The organism is Mangrovivirga halotolerans (genome assembly GCF_026241165.1).
Taxonomy (GTDB): domain Bacteria; phylum Bacteroidota; class Bacteroidia; order Cytophagales; family Cyclobacteriaceae; genus Mangrovivirga; species Mangrovivirga halotolerans.
The window spans coordinates 219,322-234,753 of record NZ_JAPFQN010000004.1 but is presented as its reverse complement, the minus strand read 5'-3'; the positions used below and the strand labels follow the sequence as shown (position 1 = coordinate 234,753).

General features: G+C 37.2%; 11 protein-coding genes. 7 read left to right on the top strand and 4 right to left on the bottom strand.

Annotated features, from left to right (window positions below; all coding sequences use genetic code 11):
• Window positions 1-422: 422 nt before the first annotated feature.
• The 4 genes from OO013_RS07600 to OO013_RS07585 all read left to right on the top strand — a co-directional run bounded on the left by OO013_RS07600 (window position 423) and on the right by OO013_RS07585 (window position 4,053).
• Window positions 423-1,274 carry an FkbM family methyltransferase gene (locus OO013_RS07600; protein ID WP_266056127.1) on the top strand — a complete coding sequence of 284 codons (852 nt, stop codon included), beginning with the start codon at window positions 423-425 and terminating at the stop codon, window positions 1,272-1,274.
• Between the two features lie 74 nt (window positions 1,275-1,348).
• On the top strand, window positions 1,349-2,182 hold the full coding sequence (locus OO013_RS07595; protein WP_266056126.1) for an alpha/beta hydrolase: 834 nt from the start codon (window positions 1,349-1,351) through the stop codon (window positions 2,180-2,182).
• Between the two features lie 258 nt (window positions 2,183-2,440).
• Window positions 2,441-3,409, top strand: a complete 969-nt coding sequence (locus OO013_RS07590) for an amidohydrolase family protein (protein WP_266056125.1) — start codon at window positions 2,441-2,443, stop codon at window positions 3,407-3,409.
• 26 nt (window positions 3,410-3,435) lie between these two features.
• Complete coding sequence (locus OO013_RS07585) at window positions 3,436-4,053, top strand: class I SAM-dependent methyltransferase (protein ID WP_266056124.1); 618 nt, start codon at window positions 3,436-3,438, stop codon at window positions 4,051-4,053.
• A gap of 135 nt (window positions 4,054-4,188) precedes the next feature.
• On the opposite strand, the gene OO013_RS07580 is transcribed toward OO013_RS07585, so the two are convergent.
• Window positions 4,189-4,314, bottom strand: a complete 126-nt coding sequence (locus OO013_RS07580) for a hypothetical protein (RefSeq protein WP_266056122.1) — start codon at window positions 4,312-4,314, stop codon at window positions 4,189-4,191.
• A gap of 33 nt (window positions 4,315-4,347) precedes the next feature.
• Between OO013_RS07580 and OO013_RS07575 the strand changes: the two genes are divergently transcribed.
• The gene (locus tag OO013_RS07575) at window positions 4,348-5,583 is read left to right on the top strand and encodes a PAS domain-containing sensor histidine kinase (protein ID WP_266056121.1); all 1,236 of its coding nucleotides are present in this window, start codon (window positions 4,348-4,350) and stop codon (window positions 5,581-5,583) included.
• Between the two features lie 99 nt (window positions 5,584-5,682).
• Here the strand turns inward: OO013_RS07575 and OO013_RS07570 are convergent, their stop codons facing one another.
• Window positions 5,683-8,100, bottom strand: coding sequence for an alpha-ketoacid dehydrogenase subunit alpha/beta (locus tag OO013_RS07570; protein ID WP_266056120.1), 2,418 nt, complete (start codon window positions 8,098-8,100; stop codon window positions 5,683-5,685).
• 357 nt (window positions 8,101-8,457) lie between these two features.
• Between OO013_RS07570 and ald the strand changes: the two genes are divergently transcribed.
• Window positions 8,458-9,573, top strand: a complete 1,116-nt coding sequence (ald, locus tag OO013_RS07565) for an alanine dehydrogenase (RefSeq protein ID WP_266056119.1) — start codon at window positions 8,458-8,460, stop codon at window positions 9,571-9,573.
• A gap of 53 nt (window positions 9,574-9,626) precedes the next feature.
• Here ald and OO013_RS07560 read toward each other — a convergent pair whose 3' ends face one another.
• The gene (locus OO013_RS07560; RefSeq protein WP_266056118.1) at window positions 9,627-10,061 is read right to left on the bottom strand and encodes a type I restriction enzyme HsdR N-terminal domain-containing protein; all 435 of its coding nucleotides are present in this window, start codon (window positions 10,059-10,061) and stop codon (window positions 9,627-9,629) included.
• 17 nt (window positions 10,062-10,078) lie between these two features.
• On the opposite strand from OO013_RS07560, the gene OO013_RS07555 reads away from it, so the two are divergent.
• Window positions 10,079-11,743, top strand: a complete 1,665-nt coding sequence (locus OO013_RS07555) for an amidohydrolase (protein WP_266056117.1) — start codon at window positions 10,079-10,081, stop codon at window positions 11,741-11,743.
• An 88-nt stretch (window positions 11,744-11,831) separates the two neighbouring features.
• On the opposite strand, the gene OO013_RS07550 is transcribed toward OO013_RS07555, so the two are convergent.
• The gene (locus OO013_RS07550) at window positions 11,832-15,254 is read right to left on the bottom strand and encodes a multicopper oxidase domain-containing protein (RefSeq protein WP_266056116.1); all 3,423 of its coding nucleotides are present in this window, start codon (window positions 15,252-15,254) and stop codon (window positions 11,832-11,834) included.
• Window positions 15,255-15,432 lie beyond the last annotated feature (178 nt).

The following is a 15,432-nucleotide window of genomic DNA, read 5'->3' as shown; positions in this document are numbered from 1 at the left end:
ACTTTATAATTCCCGATTTTATTAAAATGAACATTATATGTAATCTTATAACCCGGAGCCATTTATACAACTTTCTCTATGAATATTGATAATAAACTAATTATCAAGGATTTGTATAAATGGCTCCGGGATATTTCTTATTCAAATTATTTAATTTTCAACCTAGTAATAGCACTTTATTAATAATAAATTGATTATATTTAATAGTATCCGGTGGTTTATTAGTAAGGAGATCTAGCATCATATTGACTATTCTACTCATTAATAACAACAGGAAAAGCAAGAATAAAGAAAGGGGTAACCATAAATAAATAGATAATACAAAAACTTCTGTCTTTGTTTGAATAAGCGATTTTACAACATCATTACCAGATTTAACCTTATGACTTTTAAGTCCAATAGCCTAACAACCACTCAGCACTATGAAAAAAATCATCAACGCATTCAGACAGATTTATAATTTCGCTAGTCTTGCGATAAACAGCAATTATAAATTCGGCGAGAAATTTCAGATTTTCGGCGTTTTGTTATCTACCTATCTGGGTTCAAAATTTAGTAAAAACAATGGTGAGGTAACTAAAAAAGTGCTCGACTATAAGGTGACAGCCTATGACCACGATACTCTTCTCTATTTAATAATTGAAATATTCTTATCAACCGATTACTATTTTGATATTGAAACTGACTCACCAAAGATCATTGATTGCGGTGCCAATATAGGCATGTCCATACTTTTCTTTAAAAAGCTTTACCCTGATTGCTCTATAATGGCATTTGAACCTAATCCTTATGCATTTGAACTTCTGGAAAAAAATGTGCGTCAAAACAATTTAAAAAATGTTGAATTACACAATGTTGGATTGTCAAATGACATTGGAGAAATAGATTTTTTCATTAATGACCACAAAGGGTCACTACAGGGATCTTTCAATAAAGAACGCGGGGGAGAAAACAAGATTGTTGTAAAAACACAAAAGTTGTCAGAATTAATACTAGACAATCATTTTGACCTGATAAAAATCGATATTGAAGGTGCTGAGATCCAGGTTATCGAAGATCTGTTTAGTAAAGAGAAAATAGATCACTTCAACCGATATAAGATCGAATATCATCATAAGATCGGCGGAGAAAAATCTCATTTATCCAGTTTTATTCAACAATTTGAAAAGAACAATTTCGAATATAATATCAGAACCAACTTTTCTAAAATAGGGGAATTCCAGGATATATTACTCGATGTATATAAAAACAGGAAGATCTCTAAAATGGTATAAATTCATTTCCCAATTCAAGACAAATTTGTTCCAGGTTTTATATTTTTGCCTCCTCAATTATGTATTAAGGAGCCATGAAAATATTTTTTATATCAGCATTATTGATTTCTTTATCCGTATCGGCATTTACCCAGGACACAATTTGCGTAAACCAGGTTATCAGTCATCAAATAGAATCTGAACATTTAAGTGAAACCAGAGATTATTGGGTTAGTCTTCCCTTAAACTATTCTGATTCGATAAGTTATCCGGTAATCTATGTGCTTGATGCGGAATGGAGATTTGATCTCGCTAGGAATATCGCTTTTGATTTAGGTGGAAATAATATAATTCAAAAATCAATTGTCGTTGGAATTCCACACATCGATTGGGAATTTAAACGAGGAATAGATTTAACATTCAGCCAATCCAGAATTGAATACGATGGTGAAATTGTTGATTCCACCTGGTATAATTCATCCAATTCCGGAGGAGCAATGAAATTTTATAATTACTTCATGAATGAACTGATCCCGGATGTTAATAATAATTATTCCACTACTGATCACGAAACCCTCATCGGTCATTCCTACGGTGGTTATTTTGGGGGCTACCTCCTCTCTATGACTCATCCTTTTGAAGTTATTCACATGTATGACCCGGCTATTTGGTATAGCAACGGCGAAGTAATTGAACGAATAAAAAACAATCAAATAGAAAAGGATATTAAAGTTGTTATTTCTTACCAGCCAAAACCGGATTTCCACAAATCAAAAATCGAAGAATTAATTGAGTTATTGAATAACGATCATAAAATTGACCTGACAACCTTCTTTTATGAACATAAAACACACAACTCACTTTATCTTGATAGCTTTTATAAGGGGATCCAGGTAACAAATGAAACCATCAACCCCCCGATCAATTAATCAACCCCCATTTACTACAATATACATTTACGATTAACAATTTAGCAGTTAAAACCGCCAATAAATTGATTTTAAACATCTATGAATAGAATATTATTCACAGAAAGCTTTAATTTTTAGCATATAAGAAAGAAAAAGAGAATAAATCCTTGTAAATTGTATATCACACCTCGGCAGTTTTATGCCCCACCTCCTCAAAGCTGCAATTCGTTCTCCTTAGAAATCTAAAAAATATCTGCCAACTAAAAGTTTTCAATCATGAAAAGTATTGTTTTAACCCTTGGTTTACTGATATTACTTTTACCAGGATGTAATCGTGAGTCAGATAGAGAGTCAGTTCAACTACTGGGTTCGATTAATTATGCCGAACCAATCATTGACATGCACATGCATACCGGACTTCCCGAAGAAATACCTGAAGGTATCCCGGCTATTTGTCGCCCTTCGCCATGTGAGGGTACTGGTAAGTCGGTTGTTAATCCAATTAAACTGATGAGGGCAACAATAGAAGCAATGGATAAATACAATATCGAAAAAGCTTTTCTAAGTGGAGTGGACTGGGATGTAGTTCAGCAATGGAATAATGCCTCTCCCGATCGCTTCATACCCTCTCCTTTTATCCTAAACCCTGAAGAAGTAGGAATTGAAGCTTTAAAAGAAGAGTATATCGCAAAGCGATTTAAAGGTATGGGAGAAATTGGCACACAACTGAATGGAATAAAACCAAATGACCCATCACTTGAACCCTATTTTCAATTAGCAGAAGAAATGGATATTCCTGTTCTCATTCACGCAGCCGGCATAGGCCCTTATATGCCCAATTTCCGCTCATCTTCCGGAAGTCCGCTATTACTTGAGGAAGTACTAATAAAACATCCTAAACTCAGGCTATATGTTGAAAATGCAGGGTATCCGTACCGGGATCAAATGATTGCAATGATGTATCAATATCCTCAATTATATGCTGATGTTTCAACAATTACCTGGGTAATACCCAGAGAGGCATTTTACGATTATTTGAAAGCGTTTATTCATGCCGGACTTGGGAAAAGAATCATGTTTGGAACGGACCAGATGGTATGGCCGGATAAAATCGGGGCAGCAGTTGAAGCTATTAAGGAAGCCCCTTTTCTAACTAAGGATCAAAAGCGTGACATCTTTTATAATAATGCAGTACAATTTCTAAGTAGGAATGACAAGGAGAAATTAATTAATACGAATAAATAATAAAGCAACACTGATATTATAATTTTATGAAGCAAATGTGGGATGAAAGGTATTCCGGTGAAGAATATGCCTATGGCACTTCACCGAATATCTTTTTTAAAGAAGCAATTGATAAATATAATATTAATGGCAATATCCTGATGCCTGCTGAAGGGGAAGGTCGAAATGCAGTCTATGCTGCAAAAAAAGGATTAAATGTAACAGCTTTCGACATAAGCACTGAAGGGAGAAAGAAAGCCTTAAAATTAGCTAGAAAAGAAAATGTTGAAATCGATTATCACGTAGGTGATTTCATGAAAATGGATATCAGCAATAAGAAATATGATGTAGCAGCATTGATTTTTGCACACTTCCCACCTGAACTTTTATCAAAATATCATAAAAAAATAGCTAATCTGATCAAACCTGGTGGATTTGTAATTCTGGAAGGATTTAGTAAAAATCATTATGAACTAAGACAAGCAGATCCAAAAGCCGGTGGTCCACCGGATATAGATATGCTTTTTTCTATCGAATCTATTAAAGAAGACTTCAGCAATTTTAAGATACTCCAATTGAAAGAAAGTGAAACTCATTTATCAGAAGGAAAATACCACAATGGACTTAGCAGGATAATTCGGTTAATCGGTAAAAAAATAGTATGAAATAACACCCTTCTTGTACATAGAATAAATTTAAAACATGTAACATATAATTTCATAAAATGATTTTAAAAAACTAGTAATCAGTATTTTAGATCAAAAAAGACCACCCAAACAAGATAGTTTGCTATAAAAACCTTAAATTATAGTATAGAAATAATCATCAAATCCAGCAATCTGGATTTTTATCGCATTTATAGAATAGAGCCAAATATTAATTTCTTCAAATTTTAATTTAAAATCATATTTGATGGTGTATGACATTAAGAAGGTATTTTATCCTTATATACAACGATAATGACACACTCTGAAACAAAGTACGCCGATATACAAACTGAAAACGAAGAGTTAAAGAAAAAAATATCTCAACTTGAAAGAGAGCTCTATAATTCAAAATATTTAAATAAGTCAGAACAGTTTTTAAAATCAATATTAGACTGTGCGCCAACTGCTATTGTTATTTGCGAACCCCCTGATGGTCGGATCACTTATATAAATGATGCGGTATGGGCTTTCAGGGGAAAAACTGATGCCAGGCTTACTGATATAACCGTTAAAGATTATGTGCATAGCTGGAAAATGTTTTTTCCGGACGGAAGACAATATACGGGCAGAGAAATGCCACTTGCACGATCATTATATGAAGGCGAAGTAATTAAAAATGAACAGTCCATTGTAGAGTTAGAAGACGGTAAAAAAAAGTGGGTAGCAATCTGGTCAGCACCAATTTTTGATCATTCTAATAAAATCATTGGAGCAATAGTAAACTTCCATGACATCACAGAAGAAAAAAAATTAGAAAGAAGAGTTTACAAAAATGAAAAGCGACTAAATAATCTTCTCGCTACAAAAGATAAGTTCTTTTCTATTATTACCCATGATTTGAGATCGCCATTTAATTCAGTTTTAGGACTTGCAAACCTTCTGGAAAAACAGATTGAAGAAAATGATCTTGAAGGGATAAAAGAATATTCTTATTTAATTAAAAAATCTACCAATAAAGCTATTGGATTACTGGAAAACCTGATCCAATGGTCGAGAGCTCAATCCAGTACAATCAGTTATGATCCTGAAAAAGTAAACTTAAAAAGTGTTATACCTGATGTGATTAGTTTATTAAAATACTCTGCTAAACAAAAATCGATCGATATATATTGTGATATTCCGGATAAAAGTTTTGTCCATGCTGATACAAAGATGCTCAGGACCATTTTAAGGAACCTGATCTCTAATGGTATAAAATTTACCCGGAAAAATGGTGAAATGAAAATCTCTGTTGATGATAACAAGGAAAATTATTTAATCACTATTTCTGATAACGGGATAGGAATTCCCGAGAATGTACTAAACAACTTATTTAAAATTGAAAAGTCGATTTCAACACCTGGTACTCAAAATGAAACAGGAACAGGATTAGGATTGATTTTATGCAAAGAATTCGTTAAAAAACACGGGGGTGAAATTTGGGTTGAAAGTAAGCAGGGAAAAGGCACGAAATTCAAATTCACAATACCGAAAAAGCCCCGTAAATAGTAATTAGTCAGGTTTTTATATCTGGCATCTATAACATCCCATTAAACAAAAAAAGTCCGGAAATAACTCCCGGACCTTATATTTTCATTTAAAATATCCTTATTTATATAATTCAGGATATTTCCTTGGATTAAATTCATTCATCATTTTGTAGACAGTTTCAAAAACGGTCTCTGTGTTTGGCTTACTAAAATAGTCACCATCTGAACTATAAGCCGGTCTGTGTTCTTTAGCAGTGATCGTCATAGGCTTGGAATCAAGATAACGATAACCGTTTTGCTCTTCAAGAACTTTTTGCATCATGAACGCAGTTGCACCACCAGGCACATCCTCATCGGCAAAAATCACCCGATTGGTTTTCTTAATACGATCAACAATGGTGTGATTAATATCAAACGGTAATAAAGACTGAACGTCGATCACTTCTACTGATATTCCAAACTCCTCAAGTTGTTCAGCAGCTTCCATTACTATTCTACACATTGAGCCGTAAGTAACCACTGTAACATCAGAACCTTCTTTGATCACTTCTGGAACCCCAAGCGGTGTGGTAAACTCAGCAATGTTTGCCGGAACTTTCTCTTTAAGTCTGTATCCATTCAAACATTCGATGATCAATGCAGTATCGTCAGACTGAAGCATAGTATTGTAAAAACCTGCAGCTTTAGTCATATCTCTTGGTACAAGAATATAAATACCACGAATACTATGTAATAAAGCTCCCATTGGAGAACCAGAATGCCATACTCCCTCTAACCTGTGCCCTCTTGTGCGAATGATCAAAGGTGCTTTTTGACCTCCTTTAGTTCGGTACTGAAGATTCGATAGATCATCAGCCATAATCTGAAGGGCATAATAAATATAATCAAGGTACTGAATCTCAGCGATCGGCCTCAAACCTCTTATCGCTGTACCAATTCCTTGTCCTAAAATCGTTGCTTCCCTGATACCAGTATCAGTTACTCTTAGTTCACCATATTTTTCCTGTAAACCTGCAAATGCCTGATTCACATCTCCGATAAACCCTACATCTTCACCAAAGGCAAAAACTCTTGGGTCTCTTGCAAGATTTGCATCAAAACATGCCTGGAGAACTTCGCGTCCATCGACAAGTTTACTTGAATCATCATATACCGGATCGATCTCTGGTACAGTCAGAGCTGCCTCCTCAGACTGAGAATATAGGTGACTACTGTATCGATCTTCATTTAGTTTTTCTTCCCTCTTTAACCAGTTTAGAAGGTTAGACTTAGCCGAAGAATTCTCTCCGGTAAGATATCTCAATGCTTTTTTCACAGCTTTGAAAGAATCCAGACGAATCGGATTTAAAGTCTCCTTTAATTCGTTTGAAATATTCATCAAAACTTTCTTATTCTCAGAACTTTCAGCAGCAGCTTTGATCAGGTCAACAGCCTCTTTATGGATTTCAGTGATTGAACCATTAAAATCCTTCCAGGCATTATTCTTAGAATCTTTAGCTTCTTTTTTAGCTTCTTTTTCAAGTTCCTCGAGCTTTGATTCATCAGCTATACCTTCGTCAATTATCCACTGACGCATTTTGGTTATACAATCATGCTCTTTTTCCCACTCAAGTCTTTCTTTACTCTTATACCTTTCATGAGAACCTGAGGTTGAGTGACCCTGAGGTTGAGTGATTTCAACAACATGAACAAGTACCGGTACGTGTTCTTTACGACAGATTTCTTCTGCTTTTCTGTAAGTTTTAATCAACTCAGCATAATCCCAGCCATTTACAGTAAGGATCTCATATCCTTTTTCATCTTTGGTGCGCTGAAAACCAGAAAGGGCTTTTGATATGTTTTCTTTAGTTGTGTGATAACTTTTCGGAACACTAATACCATATTCGTCATCCCAGACCGACATTAGCATTGGAACCTGGAGTACGCCTGCTGCATTGATTGTCTCAAAAAATAAACCTTCTGAAGTAGATGCATTACCGATAGTTCCGAAAGCAATCTCATTCCCATTATCAGAGAACTCTTTAAATTGCTTTAAGTCTTTATTTTCTCTGTATAATTTAGAAGCATATCCCAATCCCACAAGTCTTGGCATTTGACCTGCAGTTGGTGATATATCTGAAACACTATTATATTCCTGGGCAACGTTTTTAAAATTACCATCTTCATCCAGCATTCTGGTACCAAAGTGGCCATTCATCAGCCTGCCTGCACTTGCAGGTTCAGCTTCAACATCAGTATGTGCATACAATTGAGCAAAATACTCTTGAATTGTCAACTCACCAATGGCAAACATGAACGTTTGATCACGATAATATCCAGATCTGTAATCACCTTTTTTAAAAACTTTGGCCATGGCGATCTGAGGTAATTCCTTTCCATCGCCGAATATTCCGAACTTAGCTTTACCCATGAAGACTTCTTTTCTTCCTAGCAAACTGGCCTCACGACTGGCCACAGCTAATTTATAATCCTGAAGTACTTCTTTATTGGATAACTTTAAAGTTTTCAATGGGGTATCTGTTTTAGTTATTTCCATAAAATGCGTTTATTGAGATGGAAAATCTATTTGGGCAATTCAAAAATACTTAAAAATCAGGGTGTTTCAAAGTTAAAAGACCCTTGAAAACTACAGTAAAATCGTAATAAAAAACAAGTGATGTCGCGAAATAAGCTTCGTATTTAATACAACACCCTAACAACCACAGAATTAAATATATTTTTTAAAGAAAAATACAAAATAAAATTTTTATTTTTTTGCTTCTCCAAAATCTAAAACACACTAAAAAATGAATTACTTTGTTTTTGTATTTCCGTGCTAATTTTCAGGGTAAAAAGTAACAAAATATTATTCTGTGCTTACTATATTTGCATGCACTTAATAAACAACATTATTATGATTATCAGTGTCCCAAAGGAAATAAAAAATAATGAAAACAGGGTAGCACTTACCCCTGCTGGCGTGAAGGAATTGGTTAAGAGAGGCCATGAAGTACATGTGCAGCAAACTGCCGGAGAAGGTAGTGGTTTTAGCGATGACCTGTACGTTCAGGCCGGAGCAATTATGGAGCCTACAATTGAAGCTGCATATGCTGCCGGGGAAATGATAATGAAAGTAAAGGAACCAATCGAACCAGAATATGGTCTGATCAAAGAAGATCAATTGGTATTTACTTATTTTCACTTTGCTTCTTCAGAACCATTGACAAATGCAATGATCAAGAGTAAAAGCATTTGTCTGGCGTACGAAACTGTCGAAAAAGCAGACAGAAGCCTGCCCCTGTTAATCCCTATGTCGGAGGTTGCAGGAAGAATGTCAATTCAGGAAGGTGCTAAATACCTTGAGAAGCCTTTGAAAGGACGCGGAATTCTTTTAGGAGGTGTACCGGGAGTAAGACCAGCTAAAGTTCTTATTCTTGGTGGTGGTATCGTAGGAACCAACGCAGCTAAAATGGCTGCTGGTCTTGGAGCTGATGTAACGATCATGGATGTTAACCTGGGTAGATTAAGATACCTGGATGATATCATGGCTGCTAACGTAAACACCATGATGTCTAATGAATACAACATCCGTGAGATGATTAAAACTCATGACCTGATTGTCGGCGCTGTATTGATCCCGGGTGCTAAAGCACCAAAACTGGTAACCAGAGACATGCTAAAAGACATGCGTGAAGGTACGGTTTTAGTCGATGTAGCGGTAGATCAAGGTGGTTGTATCGAAACTTGTGAACCAACAACGCATGAAAACCCTACGTTTATCATTGATGATGTGGTTCACTATTGTGTAGCGAATATGCCGGGAGCAGTACCATACACTTCTACCCTGGCATTGACAAACGCAACCCTTCCTTATGCGATCGAACTTGCTAATAAGGGCTGGGAAATTGCTTGTAGAGACAATAAAGAATTGGAACTTGGCCTTAATATCATTAAGGGTGAGGTGGTTTATAAAAGCGTTGCTGATGCTTTTGACCTTCCTTACACCAATGTTGATAAATTCTTAAACTAAGGAATATAGCTTATTATTTGTAGAAGGCTGGAATAGTATTATTCCGGCCTTTTTTATTTGTACTCCGGAAAACCTTTGTGGGGCTCGTAATGGCCATCTACCGATTTAAAACATAGATGCATCAACCCATTCGTCAACATTAGATACTTTGCTTTAATAGTTTTGTTATACATAGTTGCTTGCTCAAAAACCTCTTTGGAAATCTTCACTTCCGGAGCTTTGCATTCAATCAACATAAAAGGCTGGCCTCCCAAATAAACCAAAATATCTGATCTCTTCTGACGGACATTCACTTTTAAACCTCCTTCAATATTAATGAGTGATGAAGGATACTTGAGATCATGGATCAGGTACCTGAGGAAATTTTGACGAACATATTCCTCCGGAGTCAGGACAAGAAATTTTTTCCGGACAATATCCCAGATAAACTCTTTCCCACTTTCCCTTTTAGTTTTTATATTGTACTCTGGTAAATTAAGCTTAATCATTAACCTACATTTTTCTAATGCGAAATAAATATATAAAACTCTATTCAACTATTTTTATTTCTTTTTTGAGCATGCTCTGGTCGTGTGACACACCTCAAAAAGCAGACCTGATCATCCATAATGCTGTCGTCTATACCGTAGACTCTTCATTTTCAACAGTGGAAGCATTTGCAGTAAAAGATGGTAAGATAATTGAAACCGGAAGTAGTGCTAGCATTCTTAAAAAATTCGAATCAGATAGTACGATCGACCTGCAAGGAAAATCTGTAGTACCAGGACTGATCGATGGTCATGCTCATTTCTTCAGATATGGTCTTGGTCTGGTCAATGCGGATCTTACTAATACAACTTCAAAAGAGGAAATTATTGACAGGCTAGCTGTCCACAGGCAAAAATACCCTAATACTCCATGGATAGTTGGTCGTGGATGGGATCAAAATGATTGGGTTGAAAAAGAATTTCCTTCACGAAGAGACCTGGACAGTTTATTTCCCGATGTCCCTGTTTATCTAATCAGAATTGATGGCCACGCAGCATGGGTAAACACAGCAGCAATTTCACAGGCTGACCTGACTCCCGCTAATACAGATATAAAGGTTGATGGAGGTGATATCCTTATTGATGAAGAAGGTATTCAAGGGATTTTTGTTGATAATGCCATGGATCTTATAAACAGACACATCCCGGATGCTACCCCTGAACAACAAAGACAAGCACTTTTACAAGCTCAAAAAAACTGTTTTGAAGTAGGCCTCACTACTGTGGTTGATGCCGGATTGGATAAATCCACTATCGATCTAATGGATGAAATGCATCAATCTGGCGAGTTAAAAATGCGTATTTATGCGATGCTGAACCCGACACCTGAAAATAAAGAACATTATTTCGCCAATGGCCCTTATTTCACCGATTACCTGACTGTTACTTCTTTCAAGATATACTCTGACGGAGCTCTTGGTAGCCGCGGTGCCTGTTTAATTGAGCCTTATGCAGACAAACCAGAACAAACAGGGTTTCTCCTTCAAAATCCGGAATATTTTGATAAAACGGCTCAGGAAATGGCCCAGCATGGTTTTCAGATGAATACTCATTGTATTGGTGATTCTTCAAACAGGGTGCTTTTAAATATCTATGCTAAATACCTCAAACCGGGTAATAACAAAAGATGGAGAATTGAACACGCTCAGATCGTAAACGATAAAGATGTTTCAACATTTGGGGAATACAATATCATACCGTCTGTGCAACCTACTCATGCAACTTCAGATATGTACTGGGCTGATGACCGACTTGGGGAGGAAAGAATTAAAGATGCTTATATCTTCAAAGAATTGTTAGATCAAACCGGATATGTAGCGCTGGGCAGTGATTTCCCTGTAGAAGATATCAATCCACTATATGGATTTTATGCAGCAGTGGCCAGAAAAGACCTGAAAGGATATCCTGATGAAGGTTTCCAGACTGAAAATGCTCTTTCACGAGAAGAAACACTCAGAGGAATGACTATCTGGGCTGCTAAAGCCAATTTTGAAGAAGAAAAGAAAGGATCACTTGAAACTGGCAAATTCGCAGATTTTATTGTCCTTGAAAAGGATATCATGAATGTTCCGGAAGAAGAGATTCCACAAACAAAAATTCTTCAAACATTTATAGGAGGAAAACAAGTTTACGGGAGAGAATGAAAGAACTTTTAAACCAAAAAAAGCCGGGCACATCCTATGTCCGGCTTTTTTATATTAATTAATCTATATGTTAAATAATTCTGATTGCTTAAATAAATATAAAAAACATCACAATTATAATCAGTAATATAATCAGTAACAGATACCACCAATATTTAATTTTACCTTCATCTTCTTTCCTTTCAGGTTCACGAGATATAATAATTTCGGAACTACTACTTGAAGAAAGACCCAGGTCATCACCACCTTCGTATCTTGCACCAATTTTGTCTCCTTTATTATAATCATCAATCTGTAAACTAGCTTTACCCTCTGCGTCTACAGATACAGGATCTACTAAATCTGATCCATTAAGAGTAAACACTACATTCCCATCTGGTCTTTCACCACTTTTGCTCAATGGTTTTACAATTGCAGTAACAACGAATTTATCTTTTTCTTTACCTTCAACGACCATGATCGAGGTTGCTTTTTGCCTGATTCTTTGTTCGGTCAAATAACCGTCTGCAAAAGTTTCATCACCGGTGGTAGACACATCCAAAACACAATTAGCAAACAAATCCACTTCAGTAACTTTCTCACAAATAACTTTAGCATCATCTTCAGGAATTTCCGGAAGTATTGAAGAACCTGGTATCTCAAATTTCTTTTTCAATTCACAAGGAGGTTGAAATGCGGGCCAATCTTTATCAGTATAATCACTTGTGGATTTACCTTTCTCATAAGTAAATAGACTATTTTTCTCTTTAACTCTCCAGGAATCGGCGAAGGTTTGATAAAGTTGGATATACCGTTCTTGCAGATCTCTCGGTTTTCGACCTAGCCGGGCTCCGCTTTTTAATTTAGGTAACCAATGGCCTTCCGGAATTTTCCCCATTATCCCCTCATCACCATGAGTATGATAAACACTTATATTTAGGTAATGAATCTTTTTACTATTCCAAAACCGTGGGGTCACTATCAAAACGGCATGATTAGAAAAGTCAACCCGTAATGTCATCTTTCCATTGATGCTAATACCTTTAATTGTATTGTTATCAAGTTTGAATTCCTGAAGAGTTAATTCAGTTAATTTTCCATCAACATAAAAATCGAGAACTCCTTCTTCTTTTTCGTTTGGCTGATATGAAATATAATGAGATCCTACCCGGGCAGCGACAGCTGTGTTCACGCTCACGCAAGAAGTAAGTCCTGAATATGGGTGAGTAATTGGCTTGGCTGTTGCCACAGGAGTTTGGCGAGACTGAATCATCATTCCATCCCGATCGGCTAGAAGAATAAATTCACCTACAGCCTGAAAGTCGTATTTAGTTCCATCTAAAGTCTTGATATGGGGGTCACCAATGTCAGAGCCTTCATCAACTCCTCCAATTTGAAGTCTGAACACAGCCTGGTCTTTTCGTCCAGAGGTTCCCGTAATGGTCACATACACATAATTAATCTGATCAGGTAAAGCAGGATCAGGCGGGGTATGGGATTGCCAAAACCATTTTTTTGTAGTAGTATCGATTGATATATCCCCGATTGGAGTACCATCTTGCAAGTGAGCAACAATAGATCCAAGGGTATCTCCATCACGCAAGAAATACCACCCGCGTCTTTCGGCAATCATCCCACTAGGGGCATAAGCCCAGGATCCATAAACACTAATATAAGGTTTTTCATCTCCCGAGCCATCCTTATCAGTAACAACCAGCTCACTAATCATTCCTCGGTGAGCATGAAAAAATATATGGCAATGAAAAAGCCAGCGTCCTAGGGAACCTCCCCTGTGAGTTGTTGAATCATCAGCAAAAGGCCGGTCGTCTTCAATCTTCACTCTAAATATAAGTGAATGTTCACTGGGAACATCCAGCGTATCTCTGAATTCATTATAATCATAGGTGAAGGTCCCTGAAGGTCCAGTAATAGATTTAGGCTGAAAGGAAAAACCATGCAGGTGAAAAGGATGATGTGCACCAGTTCCATTGGAAACTGTTAATTCCAGCATATCACCTTCCTTAACATATCTTGATGAACTGATATGCGGTATGCTGGTGTAGGGATCTCCTGAAAACTCTCCACTTAACGAATTAATACCTGAGCCTGGACTCAGCCAGATCACAGCTTCATCTCTCCCCTCTTTTGGTGGAGAAAAACCAGCAGGATCGAGAAAGGTATCCGGAGTGGTTATAGTAAGTTCATCTACAAGGTCACCCGTTGAAGCTCTTAATGGAGTACCTCCAATTCCATTTGGTGTTCCGGTAATTGTAAAAGCCGGAGCTACCGAAGCACCGGTAACATTTAAATGTAAAACAGGTACAGTTGGGATAAAGGAATACGGTCCTTGCACTACTGGAGAAACTGGAGCTCCGGGAAATCTTTCAAAATCAAGAGTCCACATTGTTAAATCGGTGGTTCCATCATCTGGGATAGCAGCTACAACGTCAGCGCGTTCTCCTGGAGCCAGCAAAATTTCCCCAGGGCTATATTTTGTATCGAAACCATCTATAATCCCTCCCTCTAACACGGCATGATCTAATATCCCACCTTCTCCTCCTATTCGAACAAGGTTAATTTGTGTTCCATCATTCGTAGTCAAACGTAGTCTGAAATATCTTCCTATCGAACAATTTGCCAATTGTAATCGTAATCCCTGTCCGGGTTGTACATCTATCATTGTAACAATCGATGGATCAATCGGATCCGGTGAATCGGGTGTCCCCCCTCTTGGCCCAACGTTAGCCCCATTGGTCAACACAGTAATTCCTTCGTTTATTTTGCCTGTTGGTCGTTGCAGATTAGGAACTTCACCCGCATTAAATGGGACCACACCTATTGAACTCCCCTCTTCATCAACTGGCCTAATTTCACACAGTTGTTCCGGAGAAAACCCTGCTTGAGGTGGAAGAACACCTCCGGGCCCCGCCCAGGGCAGAGACAAATCATAACCTGGATTATTAGTAGGGCTTCCACCGGGCGCACCGCATACAGTTATATCACTTAAAATTACCTGTTCCGTGTTAGAAGCATCTGGAATGGTCCCTGGAATAAGGGCAGATTCATTGGGATCGGTGACTACGAGCATGCCATACAACCCTTTGAAGACCCGATTGGTTGAATGAAAATGGTGTGGATGAAACCAGAATATCCCGGGACGAGTGACCTTAAATTTATAAAGATGAGTTCCTCCAACAAAAGGCCCAACCCCTCCTAACATCTGTATATTGCCTGCAGGAATCGGATTTTGAGTAACCTGAGTGCCATCTGCATTATTTTGCAACTCAATTCCATGCCAGTGAATCCCGGTAACTACTGGAACCGGTAGGTCATTAACAAGACGAACTACAAGCGTATCACCCACATTGATAACACCACCAGGGATTTCAACAGGAAAATCATTTGGAATAATTACTCCCATTTTCCCGTTATATACTTCGAGATTATTGGCAATTAATTCACCTGAAACCCCAGGTGATCCAACATTAATAGATGCAATAGAGGTTTTTAATTCAATTTCGTGAGTAGCCATAATTATCACATTTGAGATTCATAGTTGGTTGATTTTCAACGCTGATTGCGCTTATTATTCCTGTAATTGAACCTGAAGGTGTATCATCCAATATGCAGGATAGGTTTATAATTTATAAAGCAGCATTCCTCAGCACAATACCCAACCTTCGGTATTTTTATAAACCCTGTGAAAAATA

Bases quoted from the DNA above. Each gene is read 5' to 3' on its own strand.
- OO013_RS07550 (WP_266056116.1), bottom strand. From the start codon at position 15,254: ATGGCTACTCACGAAATTGAATTAAAAACCTCTATTGCATCTATTAAT.
- OO013_RS07580 (WP_266056122.1), bottom strand. From the start codon at position 4,314: ATGTCATACACCATCAAATATGATTTTAAATTAAAATTTGAAGAAATT.
- OO013_RS07585 (WP_266056124.1), top strand. From the start codon at position 3,436: ATGAAGCAAATGTGGGATGAAAGGTATTCCGGTGAAGAATATGCCTAT.
- OO013_RS07575 (WP_266056121.1), top strand. From the start codon at position 4,348: ATGACACACTCTGAAACAAAGTACGCCGATATACAAACTGAAAACGAA.
- ald (WP_266056119.1), top strand. From the start codon at position 8,458: ATGATTATCAGTGTCCCAAAGGAAATAAAAAATAATGAAAACAGGGTA.
- OO013_RS07595 (WP_266056126.1), top strand. From the start codon at position 1,349: ATGAAAATATTTTTTATATCAGCATTATTGATTTCTTTATCCGTATCG.
- OO013_RS07560 (WP_266056118.1), bottom strand. From the start codon at position 10,061: ATGATTAAGCTTAATTTACCAGAGTACAATATAAAAACTAAAAGGGAA.
- OO013_RS07600 (WP_266056127.1), top strand. From the start codon at position 423: ATGAAAAAAATCATCAACGCATTCAGACAGATTTATAATTTCGCTAGT.
- OO013_RS07590 (WP_266056125.1), top strand. From the start codon at position 2,441: ATGAAAAGTATTGTTTTAACCCTTGGTTTACTGATATTACTTTTACCA.
- OO013_RS07555 (WP_266056117.1), top strand. From the start codon at position 10,079: ATGCGAAATAAATATATAAAACTCTATTCAACTATTTTTATTTCTTTT.
- OO013_RS07570 (WP_266056120.1), bottom strand. From the start codon at position 8,100: ATGGAAATAACTAAAACAGATACCCCATTGAAAACTTTAAAGTTATCC.